The organism is Myxococcus sp. SDU36, assembly GCF_030168875.1.
Lineage (GTDB): Bacteria > Myxococcota > Myxococcia > Myxococcales > Myxococcaceae > Myxococcus > Myxococcus vastator.
This window is the reverse complement of the sequence record NZ_CP077414.1, coordinates 2,216,905-2,234,956: the sequence shown is the minus strand read 5'-3', so window position 1 is coordinate 2,234,956 and position 18,052 is coordinate 2,216,905. Positions and strand designations below refer to the sequence as shown.

Below are 18,052 nucleotides of genomic sequence, written 5' to 3'. Positions count from 1 at the left end.
TACTCCGGAGGTGTCTTCTGCTTTGGCTCCGTCGGGCGCAGCCTCGGCCTATGCCGTGGGGGTCACGTCGCTGACGTTCGAGGACGCGGCCCGCCAGCGCTCGTTGAAGACGGTGGTCTGGTATCCGGCGCCGCTGGGCTCCCGCATGGTGGAGCACACGGCGTCTCCCATCTTCGTGCCCTTCGTCGCCGCGAAGGACGCACCGCTCTCGGATGCCCGGGAGCGCTGGCCGCTGGTGGTGCTATCCCACGGCAACGGTGGCGCGGCCATCAACATGTCGTGGTTCGGCGCGCACCTGGCCGCGCACGGCTTCATCGTCGTGTCGGTGGACCACCCTGGCAACACCTACGGAGACACGAGTCCGGAGGGCTATGTGCGCGGCTGGGAGCGGCCCCAGGACTTCACGGCGCTCCTGGATGGGCTCTTGAGGGACGCCGCCTGGGGGCCACGTGTGGATGCTGCGCGCATCGGCGCCGCCGGGCACTCCATGGGGGGCTACACGGCGCTGGCGTTGGCGGGCGCGCGGCTCAACCTGGCGCCGCTCGCGAACCTCTGCACGGGGCCTGAGACGCGCGAGCACCCGGGTTGCGACGAGCTTCGAGACGTCGACTACGGCCGCATCGACATGACGGTGGCGCGTGCGTCGTACAAGGACTCGCGGGTGCGCGCCGCCTTCGCCATGGCGCCGGGCCTGGCGGGGACCTACGAGGCGCGGGACGTGGCGGACATCGACGTGCCGGTGACGCTGGTGCTCGCCAAGGGGGACGAGCTCATGCCCCACGCCCAGCACGGCCTGCAGTTGGCGAAGCTGCTGCCAGACGCGACGACGGTGACGCTGGACGACGCGGCCCACTTCACCTTCCTGCCCGAGTGCACGGAGCTGGGCTTCAAGGCCGCGGCCATGCTGTGCCGGGATGCCAGGCCAGGGACGCGAGCGGCCTCTCAGGCACGTACCCTCGCGGAGGCGGTGGCATTCTTCCAGGAGGCGTTGGACGCTCGATAGGCCTTCGGTGGCGTGCTTCCTTCCGGGCACCCGCTCCCGGGACGCGCGCCGAGGTGCGGCGTGCCCGCGCCATGGCCACCATGACAGGCGCCGGAGGCACGCGGCACGGTCGCACTGGCACCCAAGGAGGCAGCCCCATGGCGGAGCACACCGAACCCCCCATCAACAATGCCACGCCGGTGAAGGAGCGCGACGAGCCCCAGGACCTCCAGGGCTTCCTGGACGAGCTCGGCAACAGCCGCGAATTCCAGGTGAATGGCGTGGACGCCCGGAAGGGCGCGGAGGCGGTGTTCTGCACGCTCGCCCGGCGCCTGTCCGACGGAGAGGACCTCAAGCTGCTCTGGTCGCTGGGGAAGGGCGGCATCGGCGCCATCCTCGGGACGTGCAACATCCACCGGGGCCCGTCCCACGCGAAGCGCATGGGCCGCGCGGAGTTCATCACCGACGTGGCGGACCACCTGCGCATCCCCGTGGACCAGGCGCAGCGCGTCCTGACGGTGGTGTTCACCGCCATCCGGGACAGGATTCCTGAAGACGAGGTGGCGGCCGTGGCCTCGCAGCTCCCGGCGGACCTCGCGGACCTGTGGCGCCGCCCCGTCTAGAGGCAGCGGCTACCTGCGCTTGGGCTTCTTGAGGAAGCGGCTCAGGCGCACCTTGCCCAGGCCCCGGCCACCGAAGAGGTACCAGGTGATGGCCGCGCCGAAGAAGGCCGCCGCCACCGCGATGCCCACCACGCCGAGCACCGGCACGTTGCCGTACATCCACGGCTTGGGCGCGAAGGAGATGAACGCGCCCACGATGAACCCGCACGCGCACAGGCCCATGAAGGCAATCACCGCCGCGCTGCGCAGGTTCTCATTCAGCTTGTCGAACTGGTCCGCGCGCACCGTGACGGTGAACTTGCCGGACTCCATGTCCAACAGGATTTGCGACAGCTGCGTGGGCAAATCCTGCGCCATGGACTGGAAGCGCAGCAGCGTGCGCATCAGCCCGCCCTGGAGCTGCATCGGATCGTAGCGCCCGGCGAGCAGCTCCTTGGCGTACGGCAGCGCCACTTCAATGATGTTCATCTCCGGGTACAGGCTGCGCAGCATGCCCTCCGTGGAGACGGAGGCCCGGCTGAGCAGCGCGTACTCCTTGGGGATGCGGATGCGGTACTTCACCGCCAGGTCCAACAAGTCCCGCAGCAGCGAGCGCGTGTCCACCTGTCCCAGCGTGGTGGCCAGGTGCTGGCCGAGCAGCGCATCGATGTCGTTGCGGAAGCCCACCAGGTTGGCGCGCGCGTCCGGCACGCCCACGCGGTAGAGGATGCGCGCCATGGACTCGCTGTCCTTGAGCGCCACCGCCAGGCACAACATGACCAGCGTCTCCTGCATGGGCCGCGACAGCCGGCCCACCACGCCGAAGTCCAGCAGCGCCAGCCGGTGGTCCTCCATCAGCAGGAGGTTGCCCGGGTGCGGGTCGCCGTGGAACAGGCCGTCCTCGAAGAGCTGCCGGAAGGAGGCGTCCAGGATGTTCTGGGCAATCGCCTTGCGCTCGGGCTCGCTCAGCTCCGCGGGGTTGAGCTTCACGCCGCGGATGAACTCCAGCGTCAGCACCGTGCGGCTGGACAGACTGGAGTAGACGCGCGGAATCTTGAGGTAGGGCCGCTCGCGGTGGTTCTCCAGGAAGGCCCGGATGTTGGTGGCCTCGTTGATGAAGTCCAGCTCCTCGTGGATGGCCCGGTCGAACTCGTCCACGATGCCGGTGGGCGTGTACACGCCCGTCTCCTCCACCACGGCCTCCAACAGGCGCGCCAGGCTGCGCAGCACGCCCAGGTCGGAGTCGATGCGCTCGGTGATGCCCGGCCGCTGCACCTTCACCACCACCTCTTCACCCTCCAGCGTCACCGCGCGGTGCACCTGGGCGATGGACGCGGCGGCCAGCGGCGCCGGGTCGATGGTGGCGAAGAGGCTCTCCACGGTGGCGCCGAGCGAACCTTCAATCTGCGCGCGGACCTCCTCCAGGGTGATGGGCTCCACGTGGTCCTGGAGCATGGCCAGCTCGTCGATGTACTCGGCGGGCAGCAGGTCGGCGCGGGTGGACAGCACCTGGCCCAGCTTGACGAAGGTGGGGCCCAAGTCGTTGAGCAGCATGCGGAAGCGCCGCGCGGTGGAGGCGCGCTGGGCCTCCGGCGAGACTTCCACCTTCTCCTTGCGGCCGAGGATGCGCCACAGGCCCGCGCGCTCCGCCAGCTCGCCAAAGCCGTGGCGCGCCGCGATGACGGTGATTTGCCGCACGCGGTTGAGGTCTTGGAGAATCACGGGGCGTTCCTGTCCTCTACGTTACGCCGGGACGGCCGGCTTCGCCACGAAGCGCAAGAGCACGTAGCCCACCACCGCGGAGAGCAGCGAGCCCACCAGGATGCCCAGCTTGGCCTCCGTGAGCAGCGCCGGCTGGGTGGGGAAGGTCAACCCCGCCACGAACAGGGCCACCGTGAAGCCAATGCCCGCCACCACCGCCACGCCGTGGAGCTGCGGCAGCGTCGCGCCGCCGGGCCGGTCCGCCACGCCCAGCTTCACCGAGCCCCAGGTGAACAGGAAGATGCCCACCTGCTTGCCCACGAAGAGGCCGGCGATGATGCCCAGCGGCAGCGGCCGGAGCAGGTCCGCCCAGCCCATGCCCTCCAGGGAGATGCCCGAGTTGGCCAGGGCGAAGAGGGGGACGATGCCGTACGCCACGGGCACGTGCCACAGGTGGACGAAGCGGTTGAGCGGCGGCTCCATCTCCTCCAGCCGCTCCTCGATGTAGAGAATCTGCGCGCCCCGGGCCGTCTCGTCCATGGCCGTCTGGAGCGCCCGGTCCACGTAGACGCGCAGCTCCTCCAGCACCTGGCGGCCCGGACGCAGGGGCCGCGCGGGCATGAACAGGCCCAGCACCACGCCCGCCAGCGTGGCGTGGATGCCGCCATGGTGCATCGTGTACCAGAGCGCCGCGCCCGCCAGCGCGTACGCCACGCCGTTGCGCACCTGGAAGTGGTTGAGGCACGCCAGCACGACGAGCACGCCCAGCGCCCCCACGAGCCAGCTCACGTGGAGCCCCGTGCCGTAGAACAGCGCGATGACGAGGATGCCGCCGATGTCGTCGAAGATGGCCAGCGCCGTGAGGAACACGACCAGCCCGTGGCTCACCCGCGTCCTGACCAGCGTGAGGCAGCCAATGGCGAAGGCGATGTCGGTGGCCATGGGGATGGCCCAGCCCGCCTGCGCGGGTGTCCCATGGTTGAAGACGGCGTAGAGCGCGGCGGGGACAATCATGCCGCCCAGCGCGGCGATGAGCGGCAGCACCGCGCGGGAGAAGGTGCGCAGCTCGCCGGAGCTCAGCTCGCGCTTGATCTCCAGGCCGATGACGAAGAAGAACAGCGTCATCAAGCCGTCGTTGATGAACTCGCGGACGGTGAAGCCCGCGTGGACGCCCGCCCCCCCCACCGTCATGCGGGCGTCGAACACGGCGAAGTAGGTGGCGGCCCACGGCGAGTTGGCCCACGCCAGGGCGGCCACGGCGCACGACGCCAGCAGGATGCCGCTGGCCGCCTCCAGGCGGAAGAAGGCTTGGATGGGGGCCAGGGCCACGCGGAAGAGCGCGGGCACGGGAGGCCGGGGTCGGGCCTCGGAGGGAGGGGGTGTCTGCGCCATGCGGCGCGCAAGATGCACCGCGTCGCCGGGCATGGCACCCGTTTTCAGCGGTGGGGTGGGTGGAATGTCGGCGGTGGGTGGTAAGGGAACTCGGCGGGTAGGGCGCCGGTTCGTTGATCCAGGGGTGGGGCCATGAGAGAAGGGCAGGGATGGCCGTGACGCAGCAGGCGAAGGCAGGCAGGAGCGCAGCGGTGGAGCTCCCCGGGGACATGACGCCCGAGGTGGGGCCGGTGAGCGAGGCGGCGGGCGCCCGGGAGATTGCCTCCCTGACCCCCATGATGCGCCAGTACATGGAGGTGAAGGCGCTCCACCCGGACTCGCTGCTGTTCTTCCGGCTGGGCGACTTCTACGAGATGTTCTTCGAGGACGCGGTGAAGGCCTCGGAGATCCTCCAGATCACCCTCACCGCGAGGGCCAAGGGCGCGGACAAGGTGCCCATGTGCGGGGTGCCCTACCATGCCGCGCGGCGGTACATCGGCCGGCTCGTGTCGGAGGGCCTGAAGGTCGCCATCTGCGAACAGGTGGAGGAGCCGGGCAACGGGCCGGGCATCGTCCGCCGGGAAGTCACGCGGGTCATCACCCCGGGCATGGTGCTGGACGAAGAGGTGCTGGAGCCGCAGGCCAGCAACTTCCTGGCCGCCGTGTCCTGGAACGACAAGGGCTGGGGCGCGGCGCTGCTGGAGGCGTCCACCGGCGAGTTCCTGGCCCTGGAGGCCCCGGGCATCGCGGAGCTGGCGGAGTCGCTGTCGCGCGTGGAGCCCCGCGAGCTGCTGGTGCCGGAGGGGAAGCGGGACGCGCCGGAGGTGGCGCAGCTGCTCGCCCGGCTGGTGCGCACGCCGGCGGTGGCGGAGGGCGAGGCCGCGTCGTTCGAACCCACGCGGGCGGCGGGCTACCTGCGGAGTCACTTCGCGGTGCAGTCGCTGTCCGCTTTCGGACTGGATGATGCCCCCCTGGCCGCGGGGGCCGCGGGCGCGGCGCTGCGTTACCTGAAGGACACGCAGAAGACGGCGGCGGCGCACGTGGACCGGCTGAGCCGGCAGGAGCGCGGCGGCAACCTCCTGATGGATGAGTCCTCGCGGGCCAACCTGGAGGTGCTGCGCTCGCTGCGGGACGGCGGGCGCAAGGGCTCGCTGCTGGGCGTGCTGGACAAGACGGTGACGAGCCTGGGCGCGCGCAAGCTGGCGCGCTGGCTTTCGTCTCCGCTGGGCGCGCTGCCGGAGATCCACGCGCGGCTGGACGCGGTGGAGGAGCTGTCCGGGCGCAGCGTGTGGCGCGAGGAGCTGGCCGGCATCCTCAAGGAAGTGGGAGACCTGGAGCGGCTGTGCGGCCGGCTGTCGCTGGGCGCGGGCAATGCCAGAGACTTGCGCGCGCTGGGCTTGTCGCTGGCGCAGCTTCCCCGGGTAGTGGCGGTGCTGGCGCGGTGTGAGTCCCCGCTGCTCAAGTCGCTGACGGGGCCCCTGGCCGCGCTGCCGGAGCTGGCGGCGCTGCTGGCGCGCGCGGTGGCGGACGAGCCACCGGTGACGCTGAAGGACGGCGGCATGATTCGCGCCGGCTTCCACGCGGAGCTGGACAAGCTGGTGGCGCTGTCCACGTCCGGCAAGGACCTGCTGCTCCAGATTGAACAGCGGGAGAAGGAGCGCACCGGCATCTCCTCGCTGAAGGTCCGCTACAACAAGGTCTTCGGCTACTACCTGGAGGTGACGAAGTCGAACCTCGACCGGGTGCCCAGGGACTACATCCGCAAGCAGACCACGGTGAACTCCGAGCGCTTCGTCACCCCGGAGCTGAAGGAGTACGAGGAGCAGGTCCTCACCGCCGAGGAGCGGCGCTGCGCGCTGGAGGTTCAGCTCTTCGAGGAGCTGCGCGCGCAGGTGGTGTCGGCGGCGCCGCGCATCCGGTCCGCCGCGGAGGCGGTGGCCACCGGGGACGCGCTGCTGTCCTTCGCGCGCTGCGCGGCGGAGTATGGCTACACGCGGCCGGAGGTGGACGCGTCCGTGGCGCTCAGCATCACCGCGGGGCGGCATCCGGTGGTGGAGCGCATGCTGGGGGCGGGGGATTCGTTCGTCCCCAATGACGTCCGCCTGGATCCGGCGGAGGACGCGCAGTTGATGGTGATCACCGGTCCGAACATGGCCGGCAAGAGCACGGTGATGCGGCAGGTGGCGCTGACGGCGCTGATGGCGCAGGCGGGCTCGTTCGTCCCGGCGAAGGCGGCGCGCATCGGCCTGTGCGACCGCATCTTCACGCGCGTGGGCGCGGCGGACAACCTGGCGCGCGGGCAGTCCACCTTCATGGTGGAGATGACGGAGACCAGCCACATCCTCCACCACGCCACGAGCAAGAGCCTCATCATCCTGGATGAGATTGGCCGTGGCACGTCCACCTTCGACGGGCTCTCCATTGCCTGGGCGGTGGCGGAGCACCTGCACGACACGGTGGGGGCGCGCGCGCTGTTCGCCACGCACTACCACGAGCTGGTGGACCTGGCCCGGGAGCGGCCTCGGGTGAAGAACCTGTGCATCGCCGTGAAGGAGCAGAACGGCAAGGTCATCTTCCTGCGCAAGCTGGTGCCGGGTGGGGCCAGCCGCTCCTACGGCATTGAAGTGGCGAAGCTGGCGGGCCTGCCGCCGGAAGTCGTGGGCCGCGCGCGCGAGCTGCTCCAGAACCTGGAGTCCGGGGAGCTGGATGACGCGGGCCGGCCCCGGGTGGCCGTGCGGCAGCCGCAGGGTGGGCGCCGTGGGGCCACGTCCGGGCAGTTGGGGCTGTTCGGCGCGGAGCCGGCGCCCACGGCTCAGGGCCCCGCGGGGGTGACGCCCGCGCAGCAGAAGGCGCTGGAGGCGCTGAAGGAGGCGACCATCGACCGGATGACGCCCCTGGAGGCGCTCAACCTGCTGGCGAAGCTTCAGCGCGAGCTGGAGTAGCCCGGGTTTACGCGGGGGCCTCCGCGAGAGTCTTTCGGTGAGGCCCCCCCGCCTGGGCGCTGATCCTCAGCTCGGCTGGCGCTCAGAGGGACATGCGCACTGGATGCATGCGGAGGGCCGCTTCCAGCGGTGCCTCCTCATGTCACGTCCTGTCTGCCCGGTGATTCACCAAAGATGTCCAAGGAGATGCCCACCCCAAAGGCCCTGCTGCCCCCCATAGGCGGAAGGGTAAGCCGTCCCAAACGGCCATTGCACAGGTGATGACTCAGGCCTCGCAAGAGGCGTGCTAGGTGAGTTCACTTCTTCTTCCAGCGGAACTGAAGGGGAGGAGGATCGGAGGCGCATGGACCACGGCTTCAGTACAGCACTCCATGTTCGGGTCAGCTCGCGGAGATGTCCGGAGTCGGCGCTGCGGGAAAGGGTGAAACGCGAATGCCACCCAGCAAGACGTGCGCGTTCTACCCATGCGAGCGCTTCCTGGACGGTCATGCCTATTCGCATCAGCCCCGCGTAGAAGTAGGCGTACTCGTCAGCAAGCCGGGTCGAGAAGGTAATTGGGTCATCCGTGTTGATGGAGACGAGCAGTGGCGTTTTAGAGACTACCGTTGGCCTGTGCCGCTTCTTCGCCCTACTGAAGTTCGGACCGAGCGTCAGTCTCACGACCGGAGGCGACTCATGTGCTGCGAGGCCCGAGGTCAACAGGTTGCTCGATGGATTGCTCTCTATGGTAACTTCTCGCCGTCCGAGCAACCACCGGAGCCAGCGCTGTGCCTCCTCCAGCATGGCGATTTCCCCAGCATCCACGCTCACGGTGACATGGCGCTGCCCGCGCTGGAACCATGCGCTGGACGTTAGGTGTCGGCGTACCACCTCGGAAGCATGCTCCGGATGAGCACTGTTAGATCCCGTTGCGACCCGCCGGGGATACCCCATCTGTGCGAGGGCTCGTGGACAATGGAGGAGTCTTCTCGCCTCCAGATACATGTCGAGGTCGGGGGAGGGATCCCGCTGCACCTCAATCAGAAGTCGCCGTAGTTCCGCACGAACCCGCTCCCGCCTTTCTCCCGAGCTGGTGAAATCTCCTCTTTGATATCGATCCAGTTCCCAGAGGAGGTCGTTAATCCGCTCTTCGGCGGGTTGTGGAATCATACGGGCACTGTGGGCCCACTGCCTGGGGTCGACGCCCAGTGCGACCCCATGGCCGATGCGGTCACCTTGTTGAATTGCCCCGAACTCGACCACTTCGTGAATCCGCCGCAGCCCTTCGACGAGACGTCGGAAGTCTTCACCGACGTGGTAGGTGATACCTAGCTTTGGTAGTGCCTGTCCTGGGCCACGAGATGCTAGTACCTGGGAGGCGTGAATGGACGCGCGTCGTGCCTCTTCCAAAAAACTGAGAGTGGCCCAGGTGGGAGCGGCAAGCTCGGAGCTGGCGACATCAAGCCCGCGAATGAGCAGCAACATGCTGGGAAATCGTTCGAGGGCCCCGGCCACGGCGAGTGCGCGTCGTCGCTGCTCCGAGACCCAGTCGCCGAAGCGAACGCCCGTTCCATTGCCCTCGGGGTCCGCATGGAGTCTGCGTTCTGGATGGCGGACATTTGTGCGTTCCTTGATGAAGTGGAAGACGATCCCCACTTCCGTTGGAGCACGAGTCAAATCCGTCGAAGGGGGGGCGTGAAACCGGAGGCTTCCATTCGCGAGCTTCTGAACGTCTCGGCAGACGTGCGCCCAGGACTCTGGTGGCGTCCGTCGAAGCTCCAGTGCTCCCAGTTGGAGGTCCGCGCTTTCGTGTTCAAGGGCTGCCTCGAAGAGAGTGAGGTCCAGGTCTCCACGGAGCGCCTTGAGGCGACTAAAATACCGCTGAAACCAGTCGAGTCCCGCCGTTCCCGGCTCCAGCACCAAGTAATCGTAGGCACGGCAACGAATGCGCTGGTACTGCCAGAAAAAGCGCGTGAAGTCCGCGTCCGCGCTGCCGGAGTGAATGGCCCTCAGTGCATTGGTGGTAAATATGGTTTCGGGAAACACCCTGCCAGAGGTACCCGGCATCCATACGGCCATGGGGTCCGCAGCATGGAGTTCCTCCAGGTTCCGTGGACGACGGGATGCTCCTTGCCGAGCGGCCAGTCGCCGGTAGCTATGACAGAGTGACGCCGTGTCCAATGGACCTGGGCCCCTCAACATCATTCGCATCGCGCCAGCGCACCAGTACCAGTGGTCATGAAGCGCGCGTCGCACGTGCTGTGCCTCCGCGGTGCGCCCCACCGAATGACGGCAGAATTCCGAGAATGATGTTTTCCTTCCTGCATTCACCCGGAGGAGATAGCCCGCCATTAGGGCGCGGACGATGGCTGTCGCCAGCAGCATGGATGTAAACGCGCTCTGGCTTCCAAAAGGCCAATCATGGCCCTGATGTGCATTGCCATCATGACACGGCACCTCCCGGAGGAACCCTCCCATCCATGAGGACCAGAGCTGGGAGAAGGAGAATGCAGCTTTCTCGTGCAGATGCGTCTCAGCGACAGGATGAGTCAAGACGTGCGCCAGTTGCGGACTGACGAGACCGACCCGATCTGTGGTCGGGTTGCTCGGCCCTCGTGAGTACAGGGCCGCGATCAGCAGGTCTGGAGGCAAGCGGAGCGAAAGCCACCGCCAATGGGAAACGTGATCAAGTGTGTCCCGGTGCGATGCCTCGGGAGTCTCACGGAGCCTGACGGTGCCGCCGGTCGCTTCGAGGTGACGGGTTGCCAGTCGGTGGAGATAGGCGTCGAGCGCAATGTCCAAAGCCAGTTTTCCACCGTCTTCCACGGAGAACCACGCGTGCTCTCTGACCCCTTGGAGTACTTCCAATGAAAGCCCACGAGCTCGGAGTCGGAGGTAGTCCTCCAGTTCTCGCGCCATGGCCTCCGTTTCAGGAGAGAGCACGCTAGGTGCCTGATGGCGGAGCGTCACGAGAGCCGAACTGAAGCCATGCCGAGAAAGCAAAGGCCAAGCTTCTGCCTCGGCCATGAGTCGCTCAAGGGGGATGTCGCCTGCCATGCGCCTTCCTCGTCAGGGTGGATGTGTTAAGATTTATTGAGCTTTTTCATGCGCTCGACCCATGGATGGGTAGGGAACTTTTGGTCGATGGCGGAAAGGAATGCATCTACATCCTGTAGAGGCACTCCATCCGCGAGAGTGCGATCACGACGCATTGATTGAACCTCGCCCAAGCTATTCTCATCCAAGGACAGTTTCGAGATGAACAATCGAGCTACATTGTCGGACAAGCCCGCTTCAGGTGTCGCCATCAATGGAAGTTGTTTGATCCACTGTGCGAGAATTCCGCTCCGCCGCCCGCTTTGGGAATCTAAAGAGGAATTAACGCGATCTAGGAAATCAGAATAATCGCTTGGTGTCACATCTAGACTAATTGTGTTTCCGGCGGTGCCTCTCCGATACGATGCCACTCGGTCCTTCAGGTAGCTGAGCGCAATGGTGTCGACTGCGTATGGCTTGAGTGAATGAATGTCATGAGCAAACCAGTCCTTAATGGCAGCCATTCGTTCAGTCCATGATCGGGGCGCATCCTCGTATTCCTTCAAGGAGGGCCAGCGTACATCGGGCCACGGGTGTATCGATTGCGAAGCCCCGCCGGGAAGTCGCATCGTAACGAAGGGCCAGACGGAGATCTCTGGTTCCGCAGTAATGGATTCATCATCCTGGTCCTGAATGTAATCAAAAGCAAGACGAAAAACGGCTTCGAGCGGAAGCGGGAGGTTCGAGGTTGATGTCGTCGGGGAAAAACTCTCAACAATGAGTTCGCGCTGTGGGTCGACTTGGATGAAAATAGCATTTCCCGCACGCGATTTCAGTGTGGCGTCCCGCAGGCGCAGACTGTACTGCTTGGCGTCTTCAGACAGAAAGAGTCTTGTGCGATCAAGCGCGAACCATGAGGCCACGTCGATTCTATCGGATTGATGCGCGAGCGTTTTCCAGAGATTGATGAGGACGATAGGTACGGATCGATCCCGGTACTGTTCGATAGTTTTTTTCAAGCGTATATAAATAGAATCTGGGAGGTTTCCCAATGCATCCTGTCGCAGTTTAGTTCGGTAATGCCCCAGATTAGTATCTTTTGTAGTGAAGATTCCACTGCGGAGTGGATGGCTGATGTGCTCGAGTTCGTCGAGGAGGTTATGGCGGTGACCCGTCTTAGGAGACTGCTTGTAGTCACTCTTGGTTGCAATGACGAAGGGGTGAGTCGGATTGGCTCCATCCAAGTTGCGAAGTGCCTGTTCGGGCTCAAGACTCTGGCCACTTCGTGACGAAACCGTAGCAAGTCGGGCGAGCCGTCGCATTTGTATCCGTTCAACTGACCAGCTTTCCCGAAAGGCGGGGATGATCTCACGTAAGAACGCTCCGGCTTCTTCATGGTTTAGGCCAGACTCTGGCGCGCCAAAAAGGATCGCATCGGAGCTTGCCCACTTCGCACTCTGCTGTTGTCTGGGAGAGAGTGGGGGGGGATGCATTGCCAGTTCGACGAGATCATTGGCCAGTTCAGGCCACATGGGAGCTTGTCCCCATGTTATCGGTGTTTTCTGCACCCGTTCGCGCGATAGCTGTATGACAAGTGTGAGAAAGTGACGTGCGACGAGACCCGTATTCTGCTCTTGGCGGGGGGGCGCGGTTTTAAGGAGTTTTGTCCAGTATCTGGAGAAGAGATTGTAGTCCAACGGTGCCTGCCATGCAGGCAGCGGCCATGGGACTTCAAGTTCTGGCTCCAAGCTTGATGCTTGCCTTGATACCATGACGAACTGCACACTTCCTTCGTCGATGGTTCCTTCGGCTTGGTCGAGAGGACCCGCCTGCTTGCTGTCCCCAGAGATGTCCGAAGCCAGTACCCAGCATGCGGTGACAGGTCCTGGCAAATAGTCGATGTTGGCGGGCAAAATGCCGATAATTGGATTCCTATTGAGTTCGGGCTTCAAGAAGGCATGGAAGCGACTCATTTTCTGCATCGTGAGGGTGTATGCGCTGCTCTCCTGTCTCATCCTTTCGATGGGTTCAAGCTCCATCTTTAGTCGTATCCGATCAGCTTTGAGCTGTAGTTGTCCGTCAAGTCGTGTGCTCGTAAGTGCACCGAGAAGGTGTTCTCTGCGTTTTGAATTCTTGACGTGCTCACGCACAGTTTCATCCCACAGCCATTTGACCATCCGGAACGTCCTTGTCGGTGAAATGAGCCCTTCACCAAGCGGACGCTCCCGGCGAAGGCGCGACATCAGTTCATCTACCTGTCGTAGTCGTTCCGGGAGAAGTTCGGAGCTCTGGCGATGAGCGAGGAAATAGTCACGTAGGGTCAGCGGCGTGTTGGTTTCCTTCCGGGGTATTTCTGGACGATGTGCGTCGATGGAGAACCGCTGCAGGAGCGATTGGATTTGTCGATTTCGAATTACCCGCTCGTCGGGACGCAGTGCTCCCAACCGGAAGCGAGCGGAGCTGGGAATGTCTTTGTCGAGCATGTCATTGGCCAGACGGAGGTATTTTGCTCCGTCCTTCGACGCCCGGCTCACCTGCGCGAGCACCGCCTCCTTGAGTCGCAACAGGAACAGCCCGCTGTCACCTGCCATGAGAAACGCCAAGCGCGGATGCCACAACTTCCTTAGCAGTTCAAGCAGCCGGGAGGACAGCTTGGGGTTCATGTCCGCGTCGTCGATCGCGATGAGAAACAACGGCCGCCTGTTGCTCCCCCAGCCGCGCTTTGTTGCATAGCCATCGACCAGTGCGTCGACAGCGCCTCGAAAGCCTTCCGACAACTGACCGCGCTCAAGCTCTTCCTCAACGATCTCAACAATGTATGAGCTTGCGTCTTGCCTTCCGATGCGTGCCTCCATGCTCTCGTCCCATGTTGCGAGCAGCCTCATCAATCGGGTCCACCTGTCGCGGAGGCGATTGCTAGCAGGCTCATCCCAGAGCGGCGTGTCTGACGTTCCGGTCGTGGGCGGCTCCACGGCGTCGACGACGCCCTTCAAGTGTCCCAGGACATGGAGCGCCAGATTGGTAGAGGGAGGCAATGGCTGCAGATCCAGCAACCCCACCGGGATGATTTGCTCGGCCATCCCTTCAAACCCACGGGGCTCCGGCTTCCCTAGGACATGACGCCGGTATACGTTGAGCAGGGTCAACAGGAGCGTGGACTTGCCGGTTCCTCGCCCACCATCAATCAGCAGCACACGGTTGGTTCGGGTCCTGTCGAGCTTCGGTAGGTACGAATGCTCTTCAGTCTTGCTTGGGAGCGGAGACCAGGGCTCGTCGACCATCACACGGAGGGTAGCGGCAATTTCCCGGCCCGCTCTTCGTTGATCTCTCGTTAGGCTGGAGTAGACAAGGGGAGTAGCTTCGGAACGTGGAGCCTGAATGGTCTTTGGATCGGATTTGGGCATGGCTAGATGTCGCTGCGCTACCAATACCTGAATGCCTGAGTAGTGCAGATTCTTCGCATGGACGAGCCCCATGTCAAATTTTGAGTTTGTGTAGTTGGTCGGAGGGGTTAGTGTCAGGACAGCCGCATTCCAAGTGCCTGAATTTATTGACATGTATGTGCGGGACAATCCCCTATGAAGGAAGCGTCAGGAGAGAAAGCAGGTAGTCATGGCCCCAACCGGCCTTCTTGCGGCGGGTTGCGATACTCGCTTTCGTCTGGGTCTCCTGCTTCAGTAAAGAGAGTGCAAGTCGCCACATCATGGCCATGCTCTGCTGAGCGTGTCCCTTCGTCGAGCGTGCGTGAGCATGCCGTCGGGGGCCAGTAGACTGGGGGCAGGCGTGGAGCGTTGGTGCCGTGCCGCGAGGATGGAAGGCGCACAGGAGGTCCACGGAAGCGGGCGGCCGCGCAGTCGGATGAAGATGAGAACTGGAACATCCTCGTCGCTGGGATGACCATCTCGTAAACTGGAGCCCTCCTCGCTCTGAAAGCGTCACATGGTCACTCGCCTGAGCGTCGTGGTCCTGCTCCTCGCCATCCTGAATGCGTGTGCGTCACCGCGTGTCGTCAGCCTCGACACGGGACAGGGCGCGCCCTTGGAGTACAGACCATCCTCCTCGAACAGGTCCATGAGAGTGGACGCAGAAACAATCGAGGAGGCGCTGGGACAGTTGGTGCTGGATGTTCCGCTGACGCTTCGTGCTCCATCGCAAGGCTGGCTGGTGCGCGCTTCCTACTCAGGCAACGCCGAGGACACTCGATGGCAGCGCCTGATGCGCAAGAGCTTCGGCGGTCTCTGTAAGTCGGGCCAGCGCAGGGACCACTGCCTCTCCCTTCTTGACGAGGGGATGGGGCTGGGCGAGTGGGACAAACTCGGGGTCGCCCTCGGCTTGGCGCTTGAGCCCCTCAAGGAGAGCATCGCCAGGGCAGTGGAGGAGACCCTGGCGCCCCAGCTCTTCTACACAGTCATCGCCACGGGTCTCGTCACCTGGGTCGTCTTGGCGGCCAACCCCGAGCCGGTATTCACCAAGGTGGCGGCCATCGTCTCGGCGGTCCTGCTCATCTACCTGGGAGTGGAGACCTTCCTGGTGATGGTGGACGCGAGCCAAGAGTTGAAGGGGGCGACCGACCGGGCCACGACATGGGTGGAGTTGGAGCAGGCCGGTCAGCGCTTCGCCAACCGGGTTGGCCCGGAGGTAGCGCGCGTCTTCGTCCTCGCGGTCACCTTGGTGGTGGGCCATGGCCTGACCGGGAGCGCCGCGTGGCTGGCCTCGCGACTGTCGATGTTGCCCCGCTTCACGGAGGCTGCGGTGGCAGGGGCCGCACGAGTAGGTATTGACCTGGCGAATGTAGGACAGGTGCATGCGGTGGCCGTCGCAGGAAGCTCCGTCATCATCTCCCTTCCTGCCACGGCGGTCGCGATGGCCGCTCCGAGCACGGTCGGGCGAGAATCCCCAGTTGGGGGTAATCCCGCTGGCTTCAGATCTTGGGGCTCGTTCAGCGGTCTCAAGCGTGCATTGGGCGCGGCGGGACCCGGCAAGCAGTGGCACCACATCATCGAGCAGACTCCTGGCAACGTGGAGCGGTTTCGTCCCCATGCCATACACAACACCGAAAACGTCATCCCGCTGGAGGCAGGACTGCACACGCGCGTGAGCGGCTTCTTCTCCTCGATTCAACAGGAAATCACCGGTTCGAGGCGCTTGACGGTGCGACGGTGGTTGAGCACTCAGTCTTATGAGGCCCAGCGCCAGTTTGGGCTGCAGGCCATCAAGAAGGTCCAGAAGGGGATTTGGGGAGTCCGGAAGTGATTCTCGAAAAGCTCGTAGAGACATTCGCCCAGCATGCCGCAGCTCAGACCGATGCGATGTGGCGGGGAGATGCGAAGACCGGAAACAAGCACGCCAAGCAGGTGAACGCGGCATTCGACAAGCTTTGCGCGCATGGCAACCCTGGGAGGGATGCACTCGCAGCGCTGTTCATGCATCCTCGCATGGATGTTCGAGTCAAGGCGGCAGCCTTCCTCCTTCGCCATAGAACGGAGGAGGCCAAGGCGGTCTTGACGGAGGCAGCTCAAGGGGACGGCTTTGTTTCCTTCGCGGCCTCCGAGGCGTTGAAGCGCTGGGAGGAAGGCACCTGGGCCTTGGACCCGGCATGAGTAGGATGTTGACCACGCGGTGCACCTCGCCGTCACTGCTTGGCGCTCGGGCGCTCAGTCCAGGCTCCTCCCGTGAAGCAGCACACGGGAGGAGTTTGTCATTGTCCCAGCACCAGCCACGCACCCACCAGGAGCATCCAGCCGAACACCGTGGCCTCGATGAGGCGCTGAACGAGCCCTCGCACGGGCGATTCGAACGACAGCACGAAGATTCCGGCGAGGACGCCCTTGCCCAGCGCGGACGTGAGCACCGCGAGGCCGGACACCGCTGCCATGTCCTCGAAGGTGCGCCCGAGTTCGATCAACCCCGCGCCCGCGCCGAAGTAGCCGATGGCGGCGACGAGGTTGTGCATCTGGTTCCGCCACGTCCCCCAGAACGGCGCGCCGGCGTCACATGGGAACACCGCGGCGCCGACATAGCTCACGCCCAGAAGGGAGAGCAGCACGAGCCCCGTCCTGGCGTCCTCCGGAAGCAGCCCTCCGAGCAACGCCGCGAACACCCAGACCGAGAGGCCCAGGGGCGCGAAGGCGAGCCAGGCCACTCGGGCCGCATCTGGAGCACCTGTCTCCCCCAGCTCGCTGAGGGTGTTCCGCAGGTGGCTGTAGCCAGGGCGGCGGCGCGCGAACCACCAAGGCGGTACCGCGGCCTGCAACCCGGCGAGGACCGCCACAACGAGGACCCAAAGGCTCATTTCCTCATGTTTAAGCGCCCGTGCCTCCTGGCAAAAACCTATCGCCTGGAGGCCTCCCCCAGTTGTGTCGATTCGCATCAAGCAGGAATGCCTGAGCGAAAGGAATCCTGGCAGTGCCTGTAGGTTCCTGACGGGGCCGGCACGAAAGTCCGTGCCGGCCCCGCCGTCCATGGAGGGCCGCGACGTCCTGCGCTTCCAGGGCATGTGTGACGCCTCCGGCGCGGTGGCGCTTGGCGGCGACCTGTTCGTCGTGGGCGATGACGAGGACAACGTCCTCCGTGTCTACGACGCGCGCCGGGGCGGTCCGCCGGTGCAGAGCGTGGACCTGTCCCCGGACCTGGAGCTGCCCGCGGCGAAGAAGAAGGCGCCAGAGACGGACATCGAGGCGGCCACCGGGCTGGGCTCGCTGTCCTTCTGGCTGACGTCGCACGGCCGCAACAGCTCGGGGAAGAAGATGCCCAGCCGGTTGCGCTTCTTCGCCACCGAGGAGACGGACGCGGGGCCCCGGCTGGTGGGGCGGCCGTACACGCAGCTCCTGGATGACCTGCTCGCCGCGCCGCGGCTGGCGCGCTTCGGGCTGGACGGCGCGGAGACGAAGGCGCCCAAGGCCCCGGGCGGGCTCAATATCGAAGGCATGACGGCCATGCCGGATGGGCGCTCCATCCTCGTGGGCTTCCGCAGCCCCGTGCCGGACGGCAAGGCGCTGCTGGTGCCGCTGCTCAATCCGGTGTCGTTGGTGGAGGAGGAGGGCGCTCGGGCCCAGCTGGGCGAGCCCGTGCAGTTGGACCTGGGCGGCCTGGGCATCCGCTCGCTGTCCTGGTGGCGCGGCCGCTACCTCATCATCAGCGGCGGAGCGGCGGCGGAGGGCACCTCGCGCCTGTTCACCTGGCGCGGCGGTGAGGATGCCCCGGTCGCCGTGGAGGCGGTGGACCTGGCGGGCCTGAACCCAGAGGCCTTCTTCACGCCGGAGGACGCCGAGGAGACCCTGCTGCTCAGCGACGACGGCACCGCGCCGGTGGACGGCGTCGAGTGCAAGCGGCTGAAGGACGCGTCGCGCAAGCGCTTCCGGGGCGTCTGGGTGCGGCTGCCGGAAGCGCCGTGAGGCGGCGTGTGCGTCCGTCCCCTCCGCTTGGGGTAGGCTGCGCGG

The 18,052-nt window shown here is 65.1% G+C and carries 11 protein-coding genes; 6 read left to right on the top strand and 5 right to left on the bottom strand.

The window, feature by feature from the left end:
* Positions 1–22 precede the first annotated feature (22 nt).
* Together KGD87_RS08735 and KGD87_RS08730 are read left to right on the top strand one after the other, a co-directional pair.
* Positions 23–1,003, top strand: coding sequence for an alpha/beta hydrolase family protein (locus KGD87_RS08735; RefSeq protein WP_284667005.1), 981 nt, complete (start codon positions 23–25; stop codon positions 1,001–1,003).
* 137 nt (positions 1,004–1,140) lie between these two features.
* Complete coding sequence (locus tag KGD87_RS08730) at positions 1,141–1,605, top strand: DUF2267 domain-containing protein (protein ID WP_284667004.1); 465 nt, start codon at positions 1,141–1,143, stop codon at positions 1,603–1,605.
* A 9-nt stretch (positions 1,606–1,614) separates the two neighbouring features.
* On the opposite strand, the gene KGD87_RS08725 is transcribed toward KGD87_RS08730, so the two are convergent.
* Together KGD87_RS08725 and nhaA are read right to left on the bottom strand one after the other, a co-directional pair.
* Positions 1,615–3,306 (bottom strand): ABC1 kinase family protein, encoded by a 1,692-nt coding sequence (locus tag KGD87_RS08725; protein WP_284667003.1) that lies wholly within the window; start codon positions 3,304–3,306, stop codon positions 1,615–1,617.
* A gap of 21 nt (positions 3,307–3,327) precedes the next feature.
* A complete protein-coding gene (nhaA, locus tag KGD87_RS08720) occupies positions 3,328–4,677 on the bottom strand; it encodes a Na+/H+ antiporter NhaA (RefSeq protein WP_284668602.1) in 1,350 nt (449 codons plus the stop codon).
* A gap of 149 nt (positions 4,678–4,826) precedes the next feature.
* Here nhaA and mutS point away from each other — a divergent pair, with 149 nt between their 5' ends.
* Positions 4,827–7,598: a DNA mismatch repair protein MutS gene (gene mutS / locus KGD87_RS08715; protein ID WP_284667002.1), complete on the top strand. Its 2,772-nt coding sequence runs from the start codon at positions 4,827–4,829 to the stop codon at positions 7,596–7,598.
* A gap of 165 nt (positions 7,599–7,763) precedes the next feature.
* Here mutS and KGD87_RS08710 read toward each other — a convergent pair whose 3' ends face one another.
* Together KGD87_RS08710 and KGD87_RS08705 are read right to left on the bottom strand one after the other, a co-directional pair.
* Positions 7,764–10,634: a hypothetical protein gene (locus tag KGD87_RS08710; protein WP_284667001.1), complete on the bottom strand. Its 2,871-nt coding sequence runs from the start codon at positions 10,632–10,634 to the stop codon at positions 7,764–7,766.
* Positions 10,635–10,660: 26 nt separating this feature from the next.
* Positions 10,661–13,807 (bottom strand): hypothetical protein, encoded by a 3,147-nt coding sequence (locus KGD87_RS08705; RefSeq protein WP_284667000.1) that lies wholly within the window; start codon positions 13,805–13,807, stop codon positions 10,661–10,663.
* Between the two features lie 745 nt (positions 13,808–14,552).
* Between KGD87_RS08705 and sitA5 the strand changes: the two genes are divergently transcribed.
* Both sitA5 and KGD87_RS08695 read left to right on the top strand, forming a co-directional pair.
* A complete protein-coding gene (sitA5, locus tag KGD87_RS08700) occupies positions 14,553–15,866 on the top strand; it encodes a SitA5 family polymorphic toxin (RefSeq protein ID WP_284666999.1) in 1,314 nt (437 codons plus the stop codon).
* Positions 15,863–16,213: a DUF2019 domain-containing protein gene (locus tag KGD87_RS08695; RefSeq protein ID WP_284666998.1), complete on the top strand. Its 351-nt coding sequence runs from the start codon at positions 15,863–15,865 to the stop codon at positions 16,211–16,213. The genes sitA5 and KGD87_RS08695 overlap by 4 nt, the downstream gene beginning before the upstream one ends.
* A 98-nt stretch (positions 16,214–16,311) precedes the next feature.
* On the opposite strand, the gene KGD87_RS08690 is transcribed toward KGD87_RS08695, so the two are convergent.
* Positions 16,312–16,905: a DUF998 domain-containing protein gene (locus tag KGD87_RS08690; protein WP_284666997.1), complete on the bottom strand. Its 594-nt coding sequence runs from the start codon at positions 16,903–16,905 to the stop codon at positions 16,312–16,314.
* Positions 16,906–17,056: 151 nt separating this feature from the next.
* Between KGD87_RS08690 and KGD87_RS08685 the strand changes: the two genes are divergently transcribed.
* Complete coding sequence (locus KGD87_RS08685; protein WP_284666996.1) at positions 17,057–18,007, top strand: DUF3616 domain-containing protein; 951 nt, start codon at positions 17,057–17,059, stop codon at positions 18,005–18,007.
* Positions 18,008–18,052 lie beyond the last annotated feature (45 nt).

Coding starts and splice junctions, on each gene's coding strand:
- KGD87_RS08730 (WP_284667004.1), top strand. CDS start 1,141: ATGGCGGAGCACACCGAACCCCCCATCAACAATGCCACGCCGGTGAAG.
- nhaA (WP_284668602.1), bottom strand. CDS start 4,677: ATGGCGCAGACACCCCCTCCCTCCGAGGCCCGACCCCGGCCTCCCGTG.
- mutS (WP_284667002.1), top strand. CDS start 4,827: ATGGCCGTGACGCAGCAGGCGAAGGCAGGCAGGAGCGCAGCGGTGGAG.
- KGD87_RS08710 (WP_284667001.1), bottom strand. CDS start 10,634: ATGGCAGGCGACATCCCCCTTGAGCGACTCATGGCCGAGGCAGAAGCT.
- sitA5 (WP_284666999.1), top strand. CDS start 14,553: ATGGTCACTCGCCTGAGCGTCGTGGTCCTGCTCCTCGCCATCCTGAAT.
- KGD87_RS08690 (WP_284666997.1), bottom strand. CDS start 16,905: ATGAGCCTTTGGGTCCTCGTTGTGGCGGTCCTCGCCGGGTTGCAGGCC.